This window comes from Paenibacillus sp. FSL R5-192 (genome assembly GCF_000517845.1).
Lineage (GTDB): Bacteria > Bacillota > Bacilli > Paenibacillales > Paenibacillaceae > Paenibacillus > Paenibacillus amylolyticus.
Map to the genome: position 1 here is coordinate 23,374 of NZ_ASPR01000042.1, position 25,230 is coordinate 48,603.

Consider the following 25,230-nt stretch of genomic DNA (forward strand, 5'->3'; position numbering starts at 1 on the left):
CACCTCCTATATTTGGAAAAGTAACGCTCTTTGTCCACCACCAAGCAGTCTGGCACCATGGAAGAACTTCGGCCTTGAATACACAGGAGCTAGGTTCGAATTGTAGTAATAACGTCCATAGTCTGTATTCGGATAATCCTGATCTACGACATGAAAGACGTAATACTTGCCATCATTGCCAAGATCGAGGATCGATCCGTCCGGGTGCTGCGCACTGTTTTTAAATACAATGGAACGCATACCCTTGAATTCACCCCTAGCTCCTTCAGATGGATGATAGACCATGAAAGGCGTAACATAGTATCTTGAACCTACACCTGGAGAAGGGATGGACTCTGTCCCAAAATTGTACAGTGCGTACTCCGTTCCATTCCGTGAAGTCATAACGACACCTCTCGGCGTATCATATTGATCTGATGTGTTGTTATCCGAAGCAGATAAAGGCATATGTGGGAAAACGCCATAAAATTTATTGGCAATCGCCGGGTCTTCTTGCTCTAATGGCTCGCATTTACCTAGGAATATTCGTACTGGGTAAGCTCGTTCCGGGTAGTTCAGACTCTCTCCATGGATAAACAGAATATCCTCATTCGTTATTACAGACCACTTATAGTTCACATTGTACTGCACGTTATGACACAAGAATGGCGTTTCCGTCATGAATTTATCCGTGTCCACTGGCGAATTTACGAATAGATCTGGTGATGCCAAATTGCTTCCCAGGTTCTTCAGTCCCCAGCGAATGTTGACTCCCCTGGCGTGTGCAATCACACACATGGTAAATCGCATGGATGTATTTTTTTTATTGGTAAGCAGCGCATTTCCCCAGTTGGCATAAGTCGTTTCGGCCGTATGTATGGTATCCCAGTAAGGATCGAGTGCATCTTTCAATGTGTTAACAAGCGTTGAAGTAAATAAGCTTAGCGTACTGGTAAACTCGTGTCTGCGAATCATGGTCATGCACTACACCTCCTTCTCGATCTCGAATAGCAACACCCGTTGTCCGCCACCGAGAAGTAACGCTGAATCGAAGAAGTAGGGTTGACCATTGTAGTAAGCTCCATTAGTTGCAAAAAATCCCTGATGAGTTGCCGGATGCTGCTGAACATTCACATGGAATACATAATAGCGCTCATCCCCCAGGTCAAGAATTGAACCATCCGGGTACATACTCGAATTTCTTAGTACGGCAGTACGTATACCGAAGAACTCTCCCCTTACTCCTTCCGTTCCATGCCAGACATAAAAAGGAGAGATAAAGTACCTTCCACCTAAACCCGGAGAAGGAACTTGAGAACTCGTTGAGAAATGATATAACGCATTACTTGTACCATTTCTTGATGTCCTCACGTAGCCTCTGCCTGTATTATGCTTCAATTCAACACCAGCAATATTCATCCCAACTGGATAATGACCAAAAATTCCCACAAAGTCATTTGCCACAAGTGGATCTTCTTCCTCAAAAGGCTTCATTCTGCCAAGATATAATCTAACAGGATAGGCTGCATCGCCAATGTAATTTTGTGCCTCACCAAATAAATAGATGTAATTAAAATTAGTGAATAGAGTCCACTTCCAGTAAACATTAGGAGCATTAGATAAATTTGAATACGCTTCGTTAATACAAGTATTCAGAGGAATTTCGGTTACAGCTCCTACATTGGTATAAAGATCAGGTTTCACAATCGAACCATTATTTCTCAAACCTGTTCTAAGCATATAACTCCTAGTGCAATCTCTGCTGTAATTGGGTGTATAAAACCTAGAAACATTCATACTAATTGTGAAGAACATACTTGGATCTTTTATATTTTGAGCCGTAAGAGTGCCCAGATTTGCATCACTCCTACTAGGATGAGTCCAACTCCTTGGAATTGAATATTCATTAGATGGTTCATAAGTCCAGTTCCAATGTATATCCCCATATAAATCTTGACTAACTGTTTTGTAAAGCTCTGCAATCAAATTAGAAGAATAAGAATAAAACTCATAGCGACGCAGGGCACCTAACAAAATATTTTCAGCCAACTATCCCACCTCCTTAAGCACCAAATCGGATTTTCATTTCGTGAAAGATGTTCTCTTTAAGTACGGTTAACAAGACTGTTTTCACCATGTCACTTCTCTCTGTTATGAAATTCTCTTGATAAGACTGCTCTTTGTCCCCAGCTCCATCCTCTGTCTCCACACCACTAGCAGCCTCATGAATTTCAGGTAGCCCTTTAAGTGAAGGCAGAAACTTATGAGCCACATTATCAAACAGAATATTGCTTTCAAAAGCAAAGATTAGAATTTCAATTTCCTCTGTACTGAATGGCTCTAAGTGATTGCCCACTAATTTATCCATGATGGTATGTAGTGCAAACTTCACATCCTGCACGGTCCTCGTCACGTCAAATCACAACCTTTCTAATTTTTACTTGTTTGATGTTACCGCTAGCATCATATTCAAATCCCTTCTGAACTCCTTGGCCATCATAGATCAAGGTCTCAGTCTTAACGGTACCGTCTGCATTGTAAGTAAACGATGTTTTCTTCAATAGCTGTGGAGTCAATTCTAATGAGAACACTTCTTCTGACTCAATGTCACCATTAGAGAAGTAGTTATATATGACATCCAGCTCAAGTGTACTTCCTTCAAGAAAGACAAGTCTCCTCCGGATGTCCGTGTCATCGAAGGTAGCACCTCCTTGAAGCACATAATACTCTGCACCATTGTTGATTTCGCGCAGTACTCTACCCGTAATGTCACGCTGATACTCAATGGACTTGATCTGTCCGTTACTCTCAGTAACCTCCTGTCGTTCCAGATTTCCATCCGGGCTATAGAAGTGCTCAATGGTGCGGTTGATCCCTCCATCAATCTTCTCCGTATGCACTTTTCCATCTGGATAATAGGTATATTCGGTTACCGAAGTGGTGTTAATAATTGACCCACGACCAATGACAGTTACTCGGGCTTCTTTGGGCACATCAAAAGTAAACCGTATAAGCGTATCATTATATTCAATGTAATCGTCTCCTGCATCCATGCGTATTCCATCCAGAAATACCTCTGCAGAATTTGAACCAATCACATATCTGGGCACTTGAAAATCTCTAGTCGTCGACAACCTGCTGTTAGGAGCAGAAGTGAAATGGAATACGGATTGATGCTCCATAGTGCCTCGACTCTCAGCGAGTTCAAGACGACTCTGCATGTTGTCGAGTCTGTCCTTGAGAGCATCATAGACGACTCCATTTTTGTCTTCTCTTGAAACCACAACTTCTTTAGCAGTTGCTTCTAATTGGGCTTCCATCGCTTTGATCGCCGTATGATGTGTAACAATTGTTGTGGTTTGCTCACCAACGGTTTTTTCCAGATCATCTACACGAATTCCCAATGCTGACATGTCATTTTCAACAGATCCCTTTGTTAAGAAATACCTGAAATCCAAAGCCGTGAGTGAAGTTGTTGGAGAAACTCCAACATCGAGTCCACCAATGATCATGGCATCCTTGGGCTCTTCTTGATCTGAACTGTAAGAGTACTGCCCATTTTCATGAAGAAAAATATAATATGTCGTATTTGCCACAATGTCTGGAATGCTGAATGTCTGGGTAAATTGATCTACAATAACCTTGTTGATACTGGCTCGTCCTGCATTAATCGTAACTTGGACACTGTTATTTGCATCTAGGTACGTGGGGTTGGTAACACTGAGATCCTGAATGGGTTGCTTCGCTACAACTTCAATCGCTTTCTCCAACGTGTCAAATCGATGATCTATGGATGCCTCTGCTCCACGTGCTTCTTTTATCTCCGTCTCCGCAAGACTCAATCTCTTCTCATGGTCATCCTGACTCTTGGAAATGGTATTGACATCTGCTCTTGCCGTCAGAATATCCTGCTGAACATCATCCAATCGTGAGCTGTTTGAAGTAACCTTAGTCTCGACATCGCCTAATCTCTGCTCATGATCTTTTACTGCATCTCGGCTATCGTGTGCAGATTCTTCTACGAGTGTGATTCGGTCACCTAGACTGAGCGCAGACCCTCTGGCTTCTTCCAACTCTGCAAGATAGGAATCAATCTCATCATGCGTACGGACCCCAATATCACTTAATTCCTTATGACTCTTGGCGGATGATCGATGAGACTGGTTAATTCTTACTGACATTTGACCACCTCCATTCATGCCTTACATGATCTATACGTAATTACTCCAATACGATTAAGTCATATGTATGTCGAATACATCTGTAGCGAAAATTTGACCTGGGAAGCATACCTGTCTTGAGATTCTTCCCTTTCCATTCGCAGCCAGAATGGATAGGACGCTCCTGGTAGAATGGTAAACGCGGTGATCGAGTAGCTGAAAGACCCAGGAATGCCTTCAACATCAGGCGCAATCTGCACTTTATCCGTCCCGTTTGTGAGCGCAAAGGTTACATTTTTAAAGTCTCCTGAAATCATGGGGTTCTTGGCAAACATTCGAACTTCTTGTGTAGCAGAACCACCTGCCGTTAAATAGCCTAGAAACCGATCCGTGTTGGGATAGAGAAGCACATCGAAATCTTCTCCTGTTTCAGGATTTGATTCTTTGTAATATAAATCTGGTGTAACCTCAAAATACATTAGGTCTCCCCTGTATAACTTTATAGAATCCATGGCCTGAAACCGATTTCCATCCGGAAGCCTAATCCCAAAATTGCCCTCAAACGGATATGAATATGGATCCATGTTAAAATGTACAACCGTTTCTTCAGATCGGCATACCCTGGACTCAAGCACAACACCATTCTGATCGATTAGATCAACCACAGTTCCTTTGGTTAGATTGTCTACGGTAATAGATGTTCCTTTGTTGATTCGAATATACTGAATATGCATGGGGTGATCCCCTTCACCCTTCAGATAAAGACCAATTTTAGGGACTCCCACCAGTTCTACAGAACCAATGATGTTCCAAATCACCCCATCATCCGACCAATACGCCGTATAATAGTTATAATCTCGAATCAAACGTATCCACGGGTAAGTCTTAAGCAAAGGCTTTGGCAAGGACATATCCAAAAACTCTTCAATCTCCATGTAGTTATGTTCATCTACAAACACGATAACTCCACCGTAACATCCCTCTGTATCGGGATTGTAACTGTTCTTCACATCCATGACGAATTGCTTCATATCTGTCAAAGGTTTATAGAACATATACAGCGGATCTTGACCATGTTTGAGCACCAGGCTGCCACTACCCGCTTCATAGCGAGTAGCATCGTTAGGGAGTACTTCCCATTTGGAATCCAGGTTGGAGCTTACGAACGCATCCTCATAAATCCTGCCTGACTCTTTCAACCTCACAACACCCATACAGAACCTCCTTTCTTTACGTGAATAGCCAGATACGTTTACCGATCACACACATCTTGGGCCTTGCTTTCCAAACTTCCAGCAAACATTTAATAAGCGCTTCAACACACTTATCTCCACCACCACCTTCGCAGTAAGGAATGACATAGACGTCATCACATATCCAGTTGGTCAGCTCCATCCAGTCCAGATTAGCATATTCGTAACTACGCGTACCCACTTCCTGAAGTGACGTGAACACCCATTTGAATTCATGTTTGCCTTTGGGCACTGGATGTGAAAATGTATAGTATCCACCCTCTTGGGTGAATGTTTTGATCAGCTCATCGTCAATGAAGAAATCGAGCTGACAATCAAATGGCTCAGGTACCCACACCCATCTTTCGTAGGCTTTGAAGTCATGCACCCGGAAGGTGGTTAGATATCGTTTTCCTGTCCAATCGCTGATTTGCCCCTTCTGATCTATTGTAATCTCCACCTTATACTTGCTATAAGGCTTGGGAGCCAGATCATTCAGTTCGAAGCCACGATACCCATCCCCGTAATACTTTTCATCCCATAACACTTTTCCATCCTCGCGGGTAATTTTTACGCGCATATTACTGTTATCGCAGCCGCCCATCCAGATTGGTTTGTTATTCCAAACTTCAAAGTGAGTCACCTCAGCCCAGGATGGATCTAATTTGCTAATATCGTCAAGTTGCATCGATCCGCCCCAGATCATCGCTCCATCTCCCGGGCAGCCCTGTTCAAATCGAATGCGAACCTCATAACTTTTCTTCTGATCTGATGTATTTTCTACCTCAATAGAAATGATTTGGTCATCTTCATTTGTGAATGGTCGAGTATCAATTACTTGGCCTTCTTCAAGAGTTTCGATGACAATTTTCGTTCCGGAACAAGCTCTACTTGTATTTTTATATAAACGAATTACATCGAGCCAGGCATGACTTCCACCATCTGGCGCAGTCGTAACTGGTCCGGGCGGATTCCATGAGTCTTCACTTGGATGTGGAGACTCTCCTTCTCCATACAGTAATCCCTGAGCGTCTCCGCAGAAAGCATCCCATGTCTCTAAAAAGCTACCTCCGCTGAGAGTGAATCCACCAGCATCCAATCCAGAAGCCGTAGTTTCACCCCTTTTTTTATGAAGGGTGTACTCAATTCGATAGGTATGACCAGGTGTTAAAGTTTTAAAGCTGTCTGTAAATTTTCTAGGCTCTCCGTTTAATAAATTATAAGTGGCACTTCCCGCTTGCATATCTAGTGTTAAATCCCATATTACTGCTTGTACTTTCGTTTCATAATCATAATCGGGATACCCAATCAAACTATTTTCATTTTTACTGTAAGGGTCTTCAGTATGTATCTGCAAATTACCAATAGTCGCATGATAGCGGACATTTTGCTTGTTTTGATCATTATCTGGATAGGTATCCGTAACTCCAATACTTACTGTATACCTACCTGGTCGGGGTACATTAATTACATCAGATTGATAGGATGCTGCCGATTTTTCCCAAAATTCATTGGTGAAACTGTCATAATCAACAGTGGTACTATTGTATCCTCTGTTGTTATTCTCTTCATGGATTAGCTTTTTTTGTTTTGACTGACCTTCAGGATAGAAATATACTCTAAGTTTAGCTCTTGGGTTCTTGTCTACAAGGTAACTAATAAATTTATAGTTAAGTCTGAATTTTCCTTCACAATGAAAAGAAATTTCTATTTTTTTCGTGTATTTACTATCAAAATCAGAATTATTATCTCCTGGCTCTGTACCTTTAACGTTTATAGAACAATAAGATGTTCCCAAAAATTTAGGATATCTTACTCCTGAACTTGGAATGATAGTTGGAATAATTTTTCTTAGACCTTGAACTTTTTTATTTTTCACCGGATAAACGGTAATTTGCTCATTGTATAAGATACTTCCAGTAGGTGGAGCTTTAAAATACCGTGTGACTGTCTTACCTTCATCCAGCACTTTAATACCCTGCATACCATTATCACTATAAATTAATCCATCGTTCTTCCATCCCCACTGGCTAGACTGTGCTGAGTTTCCGTCATATGGGACTTGCCCATATTGAATTTTGTGAGTTTGAGTACCTGCTGGAAAACAGCTTTGTCCAAAAGGATCGGTGACTACATCTCTTATTTGCTCATTTGCTGTACCATCTCCACCGGTATTTCCAGAGCCTCCGGAGCCTCCTGAACTTCTCGCACTAGGAGTATATGCCTTCCCATCCTGGTATATCCAGCGGAATATATGATTACCAGCAGGGAGGGGATACATACAATCTGTACCTTTATCACCGTTGGATTGACTTCCTGTCCATACGCTGATGCCATCTATTTGTAGTTCCAACTTCTCCCCCGTATCAAAGTCGCCACCATACTGCCAGCATATATATCCAGAGTTATTCATTGAAGCTGTAAATTCACAAATAAAATTTTGGTTATGTCCCTGCGCCCACATTACACCATCTCCAACCGGGATTGGATCAGGGGGATTGTCAGGGTTATATTGCGGAGGTTTGATATCTTTCCATTTCCAACCACCAATAAATTTCAAAGACGGTTTATACACATCCTTTTTATTAAATAATTCTCCAAATATTTCGATGTCTCTTGAAGTCCCTTTATCTGGGTCATAATTGGAATCCATTGCAGGATAGATTCGCATGTGCTCTTTAATTTTTAATTTGGCACCAGGATTGAGCTCTGCGCTGTATGTAATTGTATCTCCATTTGTTTGTGTAGATGCTCCAGCATCGGTTACATCCCATCCACGTGTCACATCAACATATGAACCTAGCGGTGACGTTGTACGGTATGTATTACCCGTGTTATTACCATAGGTGAACAAATGATTCTTCTGATACTTAAATGGCTCCTCTGTCAATCTATCTTGAATATGAAACTCTATGATGTTGTGTCCAGCCTCTAATGGAATACGCACTAGTTCCCTGGCACTTTGCATGGACGTATAATGTACTAACATTCCGTTAACTTTTACTTCAAAAGCTTCAGTAGGTCTAAGCAAATGCGCGTAACTGAATACAAACCACCCCTCATGATCTAATATCACCTCTGTCTGTGCTATCATATTCCCTTCCGTTGGTTCATCCAAACGTAAAATATCTTCTTTACGGATCCATCTCGGATTTCCCGACATTAACCATTGATATTTTCCAATTCCTTGTCCATAGTGAAACGGTTCCCAATGATCAATCTCTCGCGGAGGACAAGTTACTTCGAGCGAACCTCTCAAGTCCACGGTCGTATCCGGCCCTGCAACAATTTCATATTCGATTTTAGCCTGGTTAGTCTCCGTTTCTGAATATTCCCCATTCAGTCTCCACTCCACACCATGCACTGATGTAGCATAACTGCCATGATCTCCATCCCCGCGCTGAGTGCGTTCAAGCATTTTATCATCAAAAAACAACTGATAATCATGATCGGGATACGGCTCTTCATCCACCCCCATCTTGTAAGCAAATGAAACCGTTCCATCACATTCGTTATCCAGATCCATCGTCATGGTTTTCTTACGCAAATCATCCGTAATGAACTGTCCTTTAAAATGGGCCTGTGCCACACTTTGCGGTGATCTTACAACCCAGTTTCCATACTCATATACGTCTTCACCATCCAGATCGTAATCTTTCGGAGCAGGCGGCTTACGTGTATCCACAATCTCAACGACTTCAACATCCTTAATATAGATGCCATTGTTCTGCCATACTTCAGGTCTCATTTTGCGAATTAACCAGTCGAACTTGTACATCTGTCCTGGCTGCAACGTAAAAGCCGCTTCCTGCCATCCGCTATTCTCGCTCCATTCGCCCCCAACTTGCTGCCCATTAATATAGAACAGCATGCCATTACCGCGCTTGGCACTAGCCAGGTACTTGAACCTGATCTGTCCATAACGCTTCACACGCCAGTTAAATGTGATTTTGGATGAGTTGCCAATCTCCAGAAGCCCTAAATCCAGTTTTAAGATCATCTCTGATCCAGATTGTTCATTTCGGCCTACGGAGTGGACAGCTACCCATTCCTGATCCTCCGTCGATGATACATATCTGAAGAAATCAGGGAATTTATTCGAGAACGGGACGTCCTTTTTCATTGAAAAGAGTGGAATCTCATATACGGTTGCATCAAAATGATTAAAGTAATTCCCACTAAAATGATGGTAGTAGGGTGCCGGACAAACGGGCAATGATACACCATGATGACTACCGCCAGGCTTCTGAGCATTTTCAAGAATCTTGTGAATACAATCTTTAATCATCTGCAGTACTCGCTGATATTGTGTTTTATCTGGAGGCTGCTGCTGTTCTACCCACCATTCAATCCTGCGATACATATTCCACAGTGCTTCACGGCATCGTACACTCGCATACCACGACTTATCTTTCAGATATTGCTCAATGATTTGATCAATACTATTTTCCAGTGCATCCAATTGAACCGTCTGCCATCGTCCTATCTGACCGTAACCTGGATCACCCAGAATAGGATTATTTTCTTCACCATGCCGGTCCGTTTCACTCCTCGGTGCATTGGGACTCTGCGGTAAATACGCAGGGTTATTGGGGTTGCCGTAACTTTCGTCCGCAATCTTCGCTCTCATATTGGCGAACAATACACCTTTCTGTGACTTGGAGAACAAACCAAATGTATGACCCATACCAATCACCTCCCAATCTCTCTATACGACAAAAAGAGCACCGAGTTAATCGGTGCCCGTCAGATCATATTGCAATTTCGAATCTGTGTAGATCTGGAGTTTATTTTTCATGACCGACACGGACAATGTATACCATTTTTCCTTCTCCCACTTAAAGGGTTGCATCGGAGAACCCACTGCAGTTGGATTGCCAGCAACGATTTTATATAGCTGCATCGGCGTTCTCATATCCAGACTGTTATCGCTATCTCCTCCGTGAACCATAAACATCCAATAATTATTTTCATCGAAGTATTTGAAAATAATTCCTGCGCCATTCCCATCCGTACTTGCATCCACCTTGAAATCAATGGAGAACTTATACGTCTCAGCCAGGAAATTATTGCGGTACCATCCACTGATGTCCTTCGTATCTGCCTTAGAATAAAACTTTCCAAGCAATTGATCCCGATCCCAATCGCCTTGACCGAATTTAGTCCAATCGTCAGACTGGGATAATTCCAGCGCATCCATATCCTTGGAATACGGATAGTACACATTAAATGGATCATTCGGATCATAGTCCTCCGGCACACCCAAACCACCTTCCCAATCTTCAGGATCCATCCCTCGATCGAGCAGATCTTCCGAGTAATCGAATATGAGACCCTGTGCCATGGTGTCCATCATCGGAATGTAAGCATCAGCGGATTCCCGTTCAGCCACCGGATGATCATTCAGTGTGAAGCTCTCACGTGGTTCCATCTTGGCTTCGTGATACATTTCCATAAGATGAGCTGTTCTCTCGGGAAGAAACACGTGCAACTGTTCCAGATACTCTGCTCGTTTCTCAGGTCTTTCAGCGAAAATAAAACCTGTGATGACTTGAGAACAGCGTTCTTCAAATGAAGCCATGAGAGAATCAGGATCTTCAATTTCAGACAATCTGGCGTTTGCTGTTCCAGTCGGCCACTCTCTTTCTATGCTGGATTCACGTTCCTCAGTTATCCCTTTAAAAACATCTTCACTAAGATAACCCGGGTCTATTAACTTACTGCCAAAGCTCTGGTCGTCATTAACAACGTAACTTGTGTATGGCAGACTATTTCCGTAACTTAACTCGTCTCCTGAGAATGCAAACCTCTGAAGCGTGGTCCCGTATATCCCATCGAAATGCTCACCAGCTCGCTCACCCCCAACGCCACTTTCCATTTCATGTGAATGACCATATCGATCTATTTTCTCCGCTGCGAACTGCTCCCAATCCAGAGTCGTGCTTCTTAACAAGTTCATTCCAGAATCCAATTGATGGTTATACGCGTCATAAGAACTTCTGGAGCTCATGAACGAATTATCTTCAATATGAACGTCTCTCGTTTTAAGGTAAGCATATTCGCTTCGGATCAGGTCTAGCTGTTTATATTGGAAGCCAACCAGTTCCATGTCCAAAATGGATTCATTAAATTCCTTGTTTCCGTAGAACATGTCCTGATCTAGCGATCCATTTCGCAGTTTCACTACATCATTGATCGTCTCATGGGTATGCGCCCATCTTTCAGCTTTTACCCCCAAAAGGTTGTCATGAAGGAATGCTGACCTATCCTCTTTATTTAACTCAAGCGTTTGGATCAAATCAGCTTCATTACCGTTTTTAAACGCATGAATTTGCTCATCAATAGTGGAATCTTTGGCATTTTTCAGACCGTACATGTTCTCTTCCAAATATCCATATTGCGGTTTGTCGGCGAGCAGATTCTCTTCCATATTGCCGTACTGGGGTTTGTCCGCTGAGAGTACAATCTCTGTTGTTCCATACTTCAAGTTTGTTCCACCAACAATCTCAACTGGAACATCACCGTACTTCAGATTTGTTCCGCCAACAATCTCTACAGGTATATCTCCATAAGTGAGCCCCGTCCCACCCACAGATTCCACTGGAACATCTGCATATTTCAGATTTGTACCGCCTAGTGGTAACGTGAGGTCAAGGTAACCATTTTGCGGTTTATCCGCTATAAGTTGTTCTTCAAGATTAGCAATCTTTTCAATCGTGCTATCAGTTGTCTCATGAAGGTAAGCGTCATGAGTATGCTTGTATGCAAGAATCACATCATGATCCAGTGCTGAATCCTTTTTACTCTTTATCGAATCATAGATCAGTTCGACCAAGTCAGTATCTCCGATACCTTTACCACCGTACCAACCCTCACCATGCAATTCACTCAAGTGTAACTTGACAACTTCACTCTCAATTTCATGAACTGATGCCTCTTTCACGATTCTTGTAAAATGGTTATCTTCAAGCATGAGGGATAATCTGTTCATGTTATCCGAAATGATTTCAACGTTTAATTGTCCTTTGCGCATGATTGAATGAGCCGTCAGCATATCGTCAAGATTCGCAGATTTCATTACAGTAGTGGCTAGAGATATCTCATCTTGCACCGATCCATATCGATCTACCCTAATCGCTTCAGGAGTAATATTTACCAACGTGGATTCCCAAGCTTGCCGCATACCTTCGTTAAACTCGATATCCATCGCACCTTCTCTTGCCCACGATGAACCAAGCGTATATCCAATCTCAGCTACTCCATCTCGATATTTCGAGCTGCTTATGGAATAATCCTCGCTGAGCAGCGCAGATCTCCATTTCAAAGTCGCCAGTGAGTAATCTATATCAATAGCTGCCTGACGTGGTTCAATCATGCCAATAGAGTAGCTCTCATTCAAATACAACTGTCTGATCTTGGCTGTGCCTATGGAGTACTCACCACTGATTAAACCTTCTCTTATTGGATTAGTAGCCATAAGTTGTTGATCATACGAGTATCCCTCACGAGTCTTTGACGTTCCAATAGCATATTCGCTGTTCAAAAGCATCTGGCGTAAGTTCGTGCCACCCATGGTGTATTCATCATCAATTATTCCATATCGATACCGGGAAACCCCGCCCATATTAAATTCGGTATGAATCACACTCTCACGGTTCATGTTGGAACTCACGATATGATGGTCGAGAGCCATTCCGTCCCGTTTATATTTTGCGCCTATCCCGTACTCATCAAAGGTTTGTCCTCTGCGTTCAACTTGACTTCCTTCATACGCTGGGTCATCCGGGAATAATCCCCCTCCAGGATTCAGGTAACCTAATGAATCTTCAAACTCAATAATAGCCGGTCTTGCATTAAAATCTGCGCCGTAAATGACTTCCGTAATTTCGCCATGCTGATCTTCCTTTACTTTCACTCCCTCGAAAACGTCTGTCTCTAGAGTAGAATTACGTCTGTTCAGTTCAGCCGATCGAGATTCATCCTCAAGTACTGTTATGCTCAAATCTTTGGATGCTTCTGAGAGTTCCGTCCCTATATCACCAAGCTGAGATTCCTTCGCACCTTCGAAATTAAAGGAAATGATGCCTGATCTGCTTCCTTCTTTATCAGCTGTTAAGATCCCACAATCGATTAACGCATCTACCCGCTCTCTAACCCCAGCCAAAAACGGTTCATCAAAATAAACCGAAGCGTCTGCATTATTCACAGCTTCCATCATCATTTCCAGGATGACTGCCGGACTGTTCTCCAAGATCTCCCCTACGATAAATTCCTCGTCCAGATATCCAGGGTATGCTTTATTCCCCAACCATCCTCCACCAACCAATTTGTCTAAAAGCTCGTCTCGAATCATGGTTGGTCGGCTATTATCTCGGATGGATTGCAGGATTGTTTCCAGGTGTAGCTTTTTAGACTCTCTATGTGATACAAGTGGTTTGTCAGTCAGATGTACATACTTCTGTTCATCGTTCTTTCCATACGAATTTAGCTTTTCGAGCATGGTAGAACGTAATAATTCTTTGTCAGCCAAATGGTCCTCAGACTCAGGTAACCACAAATCATGAGCCAACGCTCTTTCTGCCGTTGTTGAACCAGCCGTATAGCTTTCAAAGGATGCTTTTCTTTCTGCGCCTTCCTCGCTGTTCGGAATGAACAAATTCCTTTTTTCTGTTTTTGCAGTATGGAACTTGTCCTCAATATAGCTATCGAACTTGCTTTCCCTTTCACCAAGTGATTGCTTGTTGAGTATTTCAAGAGCCTCTGCAGTCACTCGTTTGCCTAACCTACTCTCCTTCTCTACATACCCAGGAACCTTACTGATCCTTCTGCTCTCCTGCAAATCTCTGAAAACAAAACCGTGCTCCTTACTTTCACGATAAGCCTGTTCTGCATGACGGTCCACCTCACTATGAACCACATAAATTCGTCGTGCCTTAGGACGCTTATGCTCAATATACATTTTCTCCACATAAACTCTTTGCCCCGTAGTCAAATCACCTATGACGTTCATATCTTCTACTTGATCTCGAACAGCCCAAGGAAACTGTCGTTCCACATCCGTAATAGTCCCTATATCTCTGGATGCCAAAATGATACCGGATGCTGTAGTTGCTGGATGTTTGTCTATAATTCTGTGAGCTTGGAGCGGATGCCAAAGGGTATCACTCGGACGAAAGACTAACGCATTTCGATGTTGGTCATGGCTGCTTTGACTGAGATCATCATGAAAGTAAAGTTGCTTGTTGACTTCTCGCGTACTTCTCATTTCGGTATGTAGAACAGTGGGGTACTGACGATCCTTCAGTTTGGCAAGAACATTCTCATGAGTTGTCATTTCATTCTCAATTACCCGCGTAGCCTGATTCAGTCGTGAAAGAAACATGTTCTCTTCGATGTCTCTGATTGCTTGAACAATTGTGCCTGTAGTCGTTCCACCAAAAGTTGTTTCTCGCACAGCTGTTCCCAGTGTATGCATGAGTGTCAATTGTGAAATGTTATCCACTCTTTGGGCTAACGGCAACGTCCGATCAAGGTGCATATACTTTATTTCCTGAAATCTACGAATATAAGCAGTCGACATATCAGAGAGAATGGATAATTGCTGATGATCATCTACCCTTTTCCCAATCATGGTAGCTTGATCAGCAAATGTTTCTTTATGATCATCACGTAAACCTAACAGGTCCTGATATAGAATTTCCACATCTTGTTTGCTTACTTTCCGGGACTGGAGACTTCTCTCAAGTTCTGTACTTCTGAAGTGGTCTTGAATGGCTTCTAACAAAAATTCATTTTGTGTGGATCGTCCAATGATCTTCTCCACTTTCTCGAAAACCTCTGCCACATCCATATCCGGTTTATCGTTTCGAACAGAGTGTATCAATTGTTTAATCACCAGTTCAGAGCTGTTATCTTGCTCTGCACTATCTGCATAGTCCGCAATCATCCCAAATTCACTAACCCTGAAACTGATTTTTCCAGGCTCCAGCTTATCCAGATTCTTAACAAAGTTACGAGTTAAACCCAAATTACGGACAATCTTCAGCTCTTTATCGTTATCTACGCGCCAGCCCTCTGACATATCTTCAGGAATGAATGAGTCCTTTAAACCTCCGGGTCTGTGGCCCTCATCTTGATGATCCATCTCCAAAGCTTCAATTAACGCAGACCGCTGCATTTCAAACGAAAATTCCATGACATCGCCTTGCTTGGTAGCTGAGCTCGATCCTTCCATGGAACTGTGCAGAAGTCCTTCTTTATCCTGTTTAGCTTCACTTAGGACAATAAATCGTTCTTCTCCTTCCAGATCCTTGCGAATCGCTTCCACAAGTTGATGATTAAATCCATGTGAGATCGATCTTGCCATGTAAAAATCAAGCATCAGGACACTTGGATACCGGCTGTAAGGCATGTATATAAATCGATAATCCTCAGGCCTGCTTCCTGTAGTTCCGACTGTAAACAGGTAACCGTACTGAGTTGTCGTGTAATCTATAACGGTGAAATCAAACTTATTGACTACTTGACTCACGTCACTGCCCCCTTCCAACTAAAAAAAAGGGAACCCCTGAGTGGAGTCTCAGAAAGTTCCCTCTCACTGAATCTATACGACTCAGCTTTGATTCAGTTTAACTTACGCCGTATAACGGACTTCCTTCAGAATAGCCACACCCATACGTTGGTTGGCAGACAGATTCATGAAATTCTGCGCTGTATCGGTATCGAAGTAACGATACACTTCTTGGTCCCAAGACTTGCCTTCCACATCAATAATTAACTCATCCAGGTGAAGGATATTATGCTTCGTAACCGCGATGCAGTTGTCGAATTGACCGCGGTAGCCCTCGTAAGGGTGAACCACGTAGATCGGAGACAAGTGATATTTGGATGTCCATTTGGACGCCTGGAAGCCTTGAGGCTCCAGTTCCAACCCCGTATCCCCCAATTCCGGATCTTGATAAGCTTTCCCCTTCGGTGGAGCTTGAGTAATAAAGGAAGGATAGTGCTGCTGGAATTCAATACCTGATTTGGTTTTCAACATCTGAAGTGTGTTGTTACCTGCAGAAGTATATTGACCGTAGTAATACGTTCCTGTTGTTGCAATCTGAGAGATATCTGGTTCTTCGATTACTGCTCCAGCTGTCAGCATTACATTTCCGTCTACGTCATTCAGGTTGTATTTGAACGGTTTCAATGCACCTGCATACAGGAAGGATTTTTTGTAATCAAGGAAGTTTACTGCTGGGTCCGCAACGAGAACCATCGCCAAACGATTGTTCATGACATTTACATACATGTATACAGGTTTTTCTTTATTCCGATCCGTTGGTGTATAGTTTTCCAGTGCCCATTGGTAGAGTACCGGATGTCCTGTTAGCTTGAATGTAGGGCGAGTGGTAACTGGTAGTGTAGTTGGTTCGCTGCCTTCCAATCCTTCAAGCAGCTGAACAGTCAACGTACTATGCTCCTCATAGGCTGGAACTGGTGCAACGACGCGTGGTACCAAAGCATGATTAATGAAACTTACATAGAAATGTTTAGTAATCGGTGTTGCTTGTGTTCCAATGGTCATGATCCCGCGAAGAATAAGTTCCTGAATACGGTCACTACTGTCCTTTTCTTCGTAAAATACTTCCCACAGATTTTGTTCCTGAGACTCACCTGCAGTGGATTCAAAGGGGAAACTCTTAAACCCTGTAACTTCCTCTTTCAGTTTTGTCAACACGTCCTGTGAAGTGGTGATTGTTTCTACATATTTAAAATTTGCCATTATGTAATCCTCCTTATTTTATCTCTTTCAAAAATGCAATCGTAATTACATCTGGTGATGGGGAATGCTTGAATAGATTCAACGGACTCTTGATACTGAAAAACTTGTAAACCTCTGTCCACGTACCCAACGCAGGTTTGGAAGGATCTTTCAAAATTTCTGTGTCTACGATTAATTCATCGCGATTGACCAAATTATGGTCGTATATTGCAACTACACCGTCCATATAACCCCGATATCCTTCTGCCTGATGCACGAGGTAGATTGGACTTGCATGATACTTTCCTGTCCAGAGGGATTTCTGGAACCCATCCGTATCTACAATCAATTTAGAAAGGCCTGGAGGAAGTTTACCCACAGAAGGATAGTTCGGAAGATGCGAAATAAATGCCGGGTAATACCGCTGGAACAAGACATTACTGCGTGTCTTCAACATGGACATGGAGTCCATACCATTTGAAGTGTACTCACCGTATTTGGCATAGATATCCGGATTAAGATCCGTGAGAATATCATTTTTCGTATAACCTGTCATATCTGTTCGCAGATCACCCATGCCAACGGTGACACCAAAGTTTCCTCCATGGTCGTAATCATTGAACGGAACGATCTTGCCTATGTATCCAAAACTGCGGTAATAGCTATGAATATTCGGTGAAGGGTCACCTTCCAGAACAAGAACTACTCGATCATTGTTTACCGATAAAGTGTAAGCTACCAGGTAATCCGGTCTGCGTTTTTTGTTAGGCAACCATGACGTGGTAGAATGTCGTCCGTGGAAAAATCGAGCTGCCGGGCTTACGATCTCTGTCTTGCCGTCATAATCCAGCTTCCACTTCGTGGATGGTGGGATGAAAGGTTTAATGGCTGATGAATCATTCCATGTTAAATACATATAATGTGCCTTCAATTGGTCAATGACTGTAGGTGCTTTCCCAATCGTTATGGTTGCAGGATCACAGATCCCATCATACGTTTCGCTCTGGCTTCCTTGAGCAACTTTCCCCTCGAAACCTTCTCCATAGTAGATGTTAATGTAATTCCAGTCATTGGGTGGCTGCTCAAACATGACATAATAATCTCGAACCTGAATCCCTGTGGGAACTGTAGGAGTTGCTTTCACTACGGTCTGAGCAGTTACATTGTTCAGTATATCAGCTGTATAGAATAGTTCATCAAATTTGTAAAGTTGCTTTACAGGTTCATAAAAACTATCAACAATTGCTCCCCACGCCCAATACGGACTCCTGTCATAATAATTATCTGGTCTTGAAAAGTTGTATTGAAACTTTCCTTTCGGTGCAAGCTTGATTGCGTATGCCCAATCAGTTGGCATTTCTGTAACAATCTCAAACTGGTTCCACTCTTTTGATGGCTTTGTTGTTCCATCGAGTTTTCCAATTACCTGACGCACCAGATACGCTCTGTACCCGTCTGGAACTGAATTATCTAAAACAACGGTTACCAAGCAGCCAGGAACATCAACATATTTTGTTTCATTTGTCTGAGTGTCTTGGTAATTAAATTGTAAAACCTGAATTTTACGTCCTGTCTTATAATTGCCGTAAGTTTTTCCGATGTTTGCTGTGCCTGGTTGAGTCATGCCTTCCACTGCTTCGTCAAAATAGGTTTGCCTTACTTCCCATAAACATCCATCCGCATCTAGAGCAGAGTCTCCTGTGTAACTTTTGGCTTCCGTCCAATCCGGAATTTTGTATACTTCATACTGATTTCCATCCGAATGGGTGTACATGCCAACAATTCCATTGTGATAACTTTTACTGTAGGTCACCCACTCAGCTCCGCTAGATTCGTAGACTTTCTCCCAGCGATTGGCGTCAAACCCGCCCTCTACTTTGGGAATATCAGCACCTACGATTTCATCGGCCAGCGTGTTAATTAGTTTTTGTGCTTCCGACTCTCCGTCAATATAAGCGGCAAAGTTCGTCTGCGGTTTTTGCAGTGCCATCGTCACCCTCCTTATCTCAAAAATTTGATGTTGTACCAGACCGACTTGGCTTCAGCCACCGCGTTAAAAAAGTCAAACGTGATGGTCGTTCCCGCCGGAATCGGGTAGACAATTCCGAAACTGTTACCCATAGAAACCGACTCGGGAAGTTCCTTCGCATAAATGGTGCGGCACACCTTTTCAGTCCCGATCATCAGCTCCCAGTAATCGCCGACACAGTAGTGGCTCGCAGCAAATGCAATGCTCAGAAACTCTGTGTCATACGCCAAGGTGAACGTATCAGACTTGGTGGTCTTGGCCGCCGGAATGTCCAACATCTGTCCCCGAATGAACGGGATCGTCTTTTTACTGAAGTGTGGGTACGGCAGCTCGCGCACTTTGTCGATGACGCCACCCGCGATGTAAGATACATTAAATGCCATGGAACCACCTCCTACATGTTATATACGACTTACGCTCGTTCCAGTTAAGCGTCCTTCGTCATCATAATTTAGACCAATATTGTAAGTGAACATGGACTCTCCACTCGGATCATATGTACGGGCCGTCACCTGCGTTAACCTGAAATACTTGTAATAATCATAATCCGGGTGGGAATAGCCCACTCCGGAAGGAAAGTCTTCCTCATCCTCTGAGCCAAACTTCATCCAGATCGAAACCTTCCATGCCGATTCATACAAGAGGTCTGCTCCAGTCACCCTGTCCGGGTCCTGTATGTGCTCCCGATATAATGTAACGGAAGGTTCACCTTCAAGGGGAGAAACATTCGAATTGGAGATACTGCTATATTTGCGAAGCTCCCGGTGGATTAGATCCAGCACGGGAAATACAATATTTTCATTCACAATGCCGGCCATTACACCATCACTCCCTTTCTTGCCCACATCATATCAATGACCTGTAACATGCCACGGTCAACCGAATAACTGGTTTTAATACTTTTAATCGTATATACAGCTCGTGTGGTGGTCGTTTTATCCGTCACAATAACGTTGTCGAGCAGATCAAGCGCAGGATTCGCAGGAATGGACACCTGTAGCGTACGGCACATCCGTTTCATATCAAAAAAAGCTCGTTCTGCCACCTGTCTCTTGGCTTCAACCGTCTTCGCCCAAGGAACGGCCAGCACCATGGTTCGGATTTCTCCTTTGAGTTCGAGTAAAATCTCCTTGTCTACGAAACTGCTCTGACTATCATTCGAGTCGATAACTACGATGTGACTTCTTCCTCTGGACCAGTCTGTAGATTTGGTTATGGAGATCAGATTGTCATTCTCGGAAAACTCTGCCACGACCGGTTTGTCATAATTCAAGCGCTCCAGTCGGTACGTACCATAACGGTCACAGTAGCTTCGATACGGAATCTCCGAGATCACCTCCTGAACAGCTTCCGTAACTTTGGCAGACCATTGCTCAAACGTCCTGCCATACTCCTCAATAAATGGATTAAGCCATCCATTCGGTGTCAGCACTGTACTTGCATCCTTGACTTCAAACTCACCTTCTTGACCCGGTACGGGGACAATGACCCTACCCGTCTTCTGATTTACCTCAATCAGATATGTCTCGTCAATCACGTAGTCAGGATAAGAGCGATCCTCACTGGTAGCCCGCCAACCCACCATACCTGCATGTTTAACGAGATCTAGTACTACCGTAGATTTGACCCAGGCCGGCTTTTCAAGCTCCACAGGCTGAGCTGGTGTTGGTGTAACTGCGGGAGTGGAGGTTGCTGTAATGGTCCAGCTTGCAGGGTCTGCAAGCATCTCCTGATAATAGGTCCATACCTTGTCCACCCAATTCTCCCGATCCTGACTCCAAGTCATGGGAGCGATGTCTCCACCATTATGGAAATAAAGTACATCCGCCTTGGAACTCACTTTTTTCCCTCTGGAAGCCAGCGCCTTGGACATCCGTTCTGCTCCGCGCTTCATTTGCTCCTGAATTCCCTTGTAAAGGGGATTGCAAGCACTTTTACTAGGACAGCCATATCCAAGAATAAAGCTTTTATTTTCTTCTGTGCCCTTCCCTTGTGTTCCCAAAACAGTCTCGTGCCTGCATATTGCAAGCAAAAACTTATGATCAGGTACACCATACGCCGCAGCTTGGGCCTGGGCAGCCTGAATAATGGATGATGTCCGGTCCGTGCCAACTGCTGCAGGCGGCACCGGATCTGGCACATTGTCAATCTCTTCTACCTCTGGATAGGCTTTTTTCTCGGAAATGACTTTCTCGATAATGCGCTTGTACATATCTCGGGCCGTAATCTCCAGCGTGGAGCCTTCACCATTGATGTCCACCTTGTCAATCAGTCCCGTAAATACCCGCATCATGTGCTGACCATATCCCATATATATGCGTATCGGTGTATTTTCACTCAGCACCCCGATATGGAATCCGTTTGCGAAATAAGACCATGGAGACGGCACACCCCCAAGCTCAGGAAAATGAGCAGGATTATAATCCGGGGAGAAGAATCCTCTCGGATTGGAGATGGTCAGCCGTGCTTCCCTGGCTTCAGAATCAAACTGATCATCGATTTCGGCACTAATGATATTGGGAAGAACCTGCGTGTCCATATAGACAAAAGACCCGACCTGAATAACATCCGTCTCTGTTCTTCTATTATTGATAAAATCTCCGTAGCTGTTCGTTTGATAATATCCTTTAGACGGATCGAGCCCTTCTTCACTCTTTTGATTCTTCAACGGAGCAGGTAACAACTCTTGTATGCGAATATAATCAATGGCGAATTTTTTATACTTCTTACTCGAAGCAGGAACAGACCCGGTTGGGACAGTGGGGTTTTGTTTGCCCCCATAGGTCACCTTAATCTTGATACTCTTGGCTTTTGCAGGGATCACAATATTATTCAATTCCGTGAGTTTGGTCAGATCATATGCCCCGTTAAACTTATTGACAAAGGCATACGTTTTATCATCAATCACCACAGCGAAAGAATCCCCTTCCACTTCACTAAAATTAGTCCCCATTCCAATACTAAGCAGCCCTTGCGTAGGCATACTCAGTTTCGTAACGTTAATCTCAAATTCAGCTACGGCAGCTTTGCCTTCAAAGGTGTATAGCAACTTGCCTCCTGAATCAAACATAGTCCAGCCCGATTCAATCTTGGCATAATCCAAAAATTTCAATCCGATTGTATAAACGTTTTTCTCATGCCAGTTTCGCTTGTCGAACTTCTCATTCAGTTTGATCTCTCCAGGATATCCTTCGACCTGAACCGGCTTTATATCAGTAAATGTTGTTTTCGCATTTCCGTGCAACTTGCGCTGTCCCTTGAAATACAATTCAGGATTAACTGCCTTACCACCTTCTCCAGTTCTCGTTGTTGGATTGACCCCTTCCCAAATTTCAAAATGTAGATGTCTTCCCTTGCCTGCCGCACGTTCAGCCGCGGACACCTTATGACCACCAGTATATACGCCACCCGTATTGCCTAGCGTTCCAATGACAGCCCCTTGAGCTACCTCATCATCCACCGAACAGAGAATTTCTTTCAGATGGAAATATTTGGTGATAACACCATTATCATGTCTTATATTTACGGCATTACCGGCACCTTCTGTTTTATTCAAGGATGTTCGGACTACTTTTCCAGCCCATGCAGCCAAAATCGGCGTTCCAATATCATCATACAAATCAATACCTTTATGAATTCTTGTACCTTTATCACGAGGAGCACCAAAATTATCTGTAACTTTAATCGTGAAAAATGTTTTACCCTTAACCGGAAAAAAAATCTCCTGAGCATTCGCTTGAGTCGAACCGTTATATATACCATTACTCGACTCATCCACCCAAACGGATTCTGTACTGATGATGGGTACCTGCTCGGTTACGATATGCCTGAACTCTTCTGTCCGTCCCGGGATAAATGCCAGCCGATCTACTTCGACCCGGATATTGGGAAGCGCTCCTTCCCCCAGCTTCAGACGTTGGGATAGCACATTCATAACCTCATCCGAAATTGGAATCATATTGTAATCTCCCCCTTACTTGAATCGCTCGATGGTCCATTTCATGAATCGGTCCAGGAAAGCAGCAGCTTCAGCCCGTGTCATAGCGGAATTGCCAAGGAACCATATCTCTTCCTCGTCTGTGCCATTTACAGGTCTCCCCATATCCGTGACTACTGCTGCACCATCCATCTTTTTCTTGATAGGAATGCCATTAATTAGTGGATCATTGTTCGCAAATGTTTCGTCTTCCATTTCCGAGACGGCTATTTTCCAGAAAGCATCCTTGGACTGTTCTACCCGCTCACCTTTGGTTTGATAATAAATGGCTGAAGCTTTGCCGACATCTGCGAACCTTTCGCTCACATCTTTGAGATAATAGAATGTCACTTCGTCGCCTTCTGAAAAAGGTTGATTAAATACAACCGTGTGGTTGTCAATTTCCGAATAAGCCGGTGTTTCTTGGTCTTTATCTTTTTTTTCGTCTTTAAATTTCACTGTAACTTTAAGTTTCTTTTTACCTGCTGGATAATTGCCGTTAAGTCTAAAAACCCGTTGACCTTGAAATGCCGTAATAGGCTGATTAATCTCCGTCGTTGGTGCTTCCATGTCCGTAAATCTGGCATAGAACACCTTGCGTAACTTATTAATCAGATGAAAGGCTTCTCCCCGCTGTATAATGGCATTAGGAAAGAAACAATTGTTGTATGCTGGTTTGAGGGTTGTCGCTTTGATATCTTCACTCTTGAATTTGTTATTCTTCGTCCAATAATTGAACTTGCAGGTGACACCGTTCAGATTAAAAGGAAGAAACACCGAGCCCCCTGGGCTGACACAATATACATCCGTTCGGTAACCAATAGCCTTTGTTGCAATTTTGGTTACCGCCTCTGCATCTCCCATGGTGTCTGCCCATACCTCGGAAGGAATACTGAGTCTGCGAAGCGGTTGGCCTGCTGCATACAAATATTCCTGATGATTACGACTGAATGGATCGTAGAAGTAGGTCGTCGCTGCACTAAGTACAGCTCTGGGCAAATCTCCAGTCCAGGACACGGGTGGCCTTTTCCAATCACTGTCCAGTAACGGTTCACCGTAACTACAGAAAGACACCACCTGTCCTGCTTTTACACCGGTATACAACTCCACATCGGTTAATCCCTTACTATTGGTTTCAGCCGTTTGGTAGATTGTTTGAACACCATCAATAAACACATACAGTGGATTGTCATCTGTTGGTTTAATCAGCACAGGCAGACTAAATGAGGTTTGCCCCGCTTTCCCTTTGATTTCTTCATATACAAAAGGCTTGCCTTCCTCAAACTTGTTGTAGTTAATCCCGGCCACAAAGACTTCACCATCTTCCAAAACCATATTCGTGGCTTCCATGACATCGTTATAGAACCAGTCCCCTTCGTTTACATCAACCCATTTTCGTATGATAAACACCTCCTATCTTTAGAATAGACAGAAAAGAGAGTAGGTCACCCTACTCTCGAATTGTTCGTTCCAGCAGACGCTTGGTTCGCATCAGGAAAGTAACAAACTCTGCTCTGGTTATAAAGTTTTCCGGTCTGAAATATAGAATTGGGGTGCCATCCAATTGTGTTACAACCGTCAGCCCCAAATCAGCCAAGCGTTCAATGGAATCTCTTGCCCAGTGGTCCTTTCCTTCTGTCGTCTGTAAATCCTGAAACTGTATTGCACTCTTACGGTCATAACCATCTTTTTTGATCAGGGTCATGGTCAATTCGACCTTGTACCCCTTTTGATCTTTATCCATCGTATCCTGATGGTAGAAAATAGGGTCAACTTTGATGGACTCTACAACACCAACATAAATATTGCCCTTCTCATCATAAAATTTGTGTGTCCAGCCTACGTACATGACGTAGTCGTGATAGGATTGTTTATCTTTAAACAAGATGTTAATGATGGCCTTGTATGAAGACACGCCCATCTGATGAAAATGCGAGGGAGCATTAATCATTTTAATTTCCCTCACTTGCGGATTGGGCGATGGTGAAGAGTACGGATCAATAATTCTTCCGTTCACTGGCTCAAACTTCATGCCTGTATCTATATACAGCTTTCTTTTATACCGGTCATTAACTAAGCCAAACGGGTCTTGCTGCGTCATATCA

14 protein-coding genes are annotated in these 25,230 nt (G+C 43.3%); all 14 read right to left on the bottom strand.

Features of this window, described 5'->3' with window-relative positions:
* Positions 1–6 precede the first annotated feature (6 nt).
* Positions 7–960 (bottom strand): hypothetical protein, encoded by a 954-nt coding sequence (locus C161_RS19970; RefSeq protein WP_036672284.1) that lies wholly within the window; start codon positions 958–960, stop codon positions 7–9.
* A 3-nt stretch (positions 961–963) separates the two neighbouring features.
* Positions 964–2,028 carry a hypothetical protein gene (locus C161_RS19975; protein WP_143781244.1) on the bottom strand — a complete coding sequence of 355 codons (1,065 nt, stop codon included), beginning with the start codon at positions 2,026–2,028 and terminating at the stop codon, positions 964–966.
* A gap of 13 nt (positions 2,029–2,041) precedes the next feature.
* Positions 2,042–2,347: a hypothetical protein gene (locus C161_RS19980; protein WP_179087859.1), complete on the bottom strand. Its 306-nt coding sequence runs from the start codon at positions 2,345–2,347 to the stop codon at positions 2,042–2,044.
* Between the two features lie 46 nt (positions 2,348–2,393).
* Positions 2,394–4,160, bottom strand: coding sequence for a hypothetical protein (locus C161_RS19985; protein WP_036672288.1), 1,767 nt, complete (start codon positions 4,158–4,160; stop codon positions 2,394–2,396).
* A 59-nt stretch (positions 4,161–4,219) separates the two neighbouring features.
* Positions 4,220–5,353 (bottom strand): hypothetical protein, encoded by a 1,134-nt coding sequence (locus C161_RS19990; RefSeq protein ID WP_051449829.1) that lies wholly within the window; start codon positions 5,351–5,353, stop codon positions 4,220–4,222.
* Between the two features lie 16 nt (positions 5,354–5,369).
* Positions 5,370–10,058: a hypothetical protein gene (locus tag C161_RS19995; protein ID WP_036672289.1), complete on the bottom strand. Its 4,689-nt coding sequence runs from the start codon at positions 10,056–10,058 to the stop codon at positions 5,370–5,372.
* Between the two features lie 45 nt (positions 10,059–10,103).
* On the bottom strand, positions 10,104–15,902 hold the full coding sequence (locus C161_RS20000; RefSeq protein WP_036672290.1) for a hypothetical protein: 5,799 nt from the start codon (positions 15,900–15,902) through the stop codon (positions 10,104–10,106).
* 102 nt (positions 15,903–16,004) lie between these two features.
* Positions 16,005–17,141, bottom strand: a complete 1,137-nt coding sequence (locus C161_RS20005) for a hypothetical protein (protein ID WP_036607790.1) — start codon at positions 17,139–17,141, stop codon at positions 16,005–16,007.
* 13 nt (positions 17,142–17,154) lie between these two features.
* Positions 17,155–19,110, bottom strand: a complete 1,956-nt coding sequence (locus C161_RS20010) for a hypothetical protein (RefSeq protein ID WP_036672291.1) — start codon at positions 19,108–19,110, stop codon at positions 17,155–17,157.
* Between the two features lie 11 nt (positions 19,111–19,121).
* On the bottom strand, positions 19,122–19,532 hold the full coding sequence (locus tag C161_RS20015; RefSeq protein WP_036672292.1) for a hypothetical protein: 411 nt from the start codon (positions 19,530–19,532) through the stop codon (positions 19,122–19,124).
* 18 nt (positions 19,533–19,550) lie between these two features.
* On the bottom strand, positions 19,551–19,967 hold the full coding sequence (locus C161_RS20020) for a hypothetical protein (protein ID WP_036672293.1): 417 nt from the start codon (positions 19,965–19,967) through the stop codon (positions 19,551–19,553).
* Entirely contained in the window at positions 19,967–23,107 is a 3,141-nt protein-coding gene (locus C161_RS20025; protein WP_036672294.1) for a M23 family metallopeptidase, read from the bottom strand. Before C161_RS20025 ends, C161_RS20020 begins: the two co-directional genes overlap by 1 nt.
* A 15-nt stretch (positions 23,108–23,122) precedes the next feature.
* Positions 23,123–24,535, bottom strand: a complete 1,413-nt coding sequence (locus C161_RS20030) for a hypothetical protein (protein ID WP_156946138.1) — start codon at positions 24,533–24,535, stop codon at positions 23,123–23,125.
* A 40-nt stretch (positions 24,536–24,575) separates the two neighbouring features.
* On the bottom strand, positions 24,576–25,226 hold the full coding sequence (locus C161_RS20035; protein ID WP_036672295.1) for an S-layer homology domain-containing protein: 651 nt from the start codon (positions 25,224–25,226) through the stop codon (positions 24,576–24,578).
* Between the last annotated feature and the right edge of the window lie 4 nt (positions 25,227–25,230).

What these genes read in the sequence shown, in the direction of transcription:
- C161_RS19970 (WP_036672284.1), bottom strand. Translation starts at nt 960, where the DNA reads ATGACCATGATTCGCAGACACGAGTTTACCAGTACGCTAAGCTTATTT.
- C161_RS19985 (WP_036672288.1), bottom strand. Translation starts at nt 4,160, where the DNA reads ATGTCAGTAAGAATTAACCAGTCTCATCGATCATCCGCCAAGAGTCAT.
- C161_RS19990 (WP_051449829.1), bottom strand. Translation starts at nt 5,353, where the DNA reads ATGGGTGTTGTGAGGTTGAAAGAGTCAGGCAGGATTTATGAGGATGCG.
- C161_RS20005 (WP_036607790.1), bottom strand. Translation starts at nt 17,141, where the DNA reads ATGGCAAATTTTAAATATGTAGAAACAATCACCACTTCACAGGACGTG.
- C161_RS20010 (WP_036672291.1), bottom strand. Translation starts at nt 19,110, where the DNA reads ATGGCACTGCAAAAACCGCAGACGAACTTTGCCGCTTATATTGACGGA.
- C161_RS19980 (WP_179087859.1), bottom strand. Translation starts at nt 2,347, where the DNA reads ATGGATAAATTAGTGGGCAATCACTTAGAGCCATTCAGTACAGAGGAA.
- C161_RS19995 (WP_036672289.1), bottom strand. Translation starts at nt 10,058, where the DNA reads ATGGGTCATACATTTGGTTTGTTCTCCAAGTCACAGAAAGGTGTATTG.
- C161_RS20015 (WP_036672292.1), bottom strand. Translation starts at nt 19,532, where the DNA reads ATGGCATTTAATGTATCTTACATCGCGGGTGGCGTCATCGACAAAGTG.
- C161_RS20035 (WP_036672295.1), bottom strand. Translation starts at nt 25,226, where the DNA reads ATGACGCAGCAAGACCCGTTTGGCTTAGTTAATGACCGGTATAAAAGA.
- C161_RS20020 (WP_036672293.1), bottom strand. Translation starts at nt 19,967, where the DNA reads ATGGCCGGCATTGTGAATGAAAATATTGTATTTCCCGTGCTGGATCTA.
- C161_RS20025 (WP_036672294.1), bottom strand. Translation starts at nt 23,107, where the DNA reads ATGATTCCAATTTCGGATGAGGTTATGAATGTGCTATCCCAACGTCTG.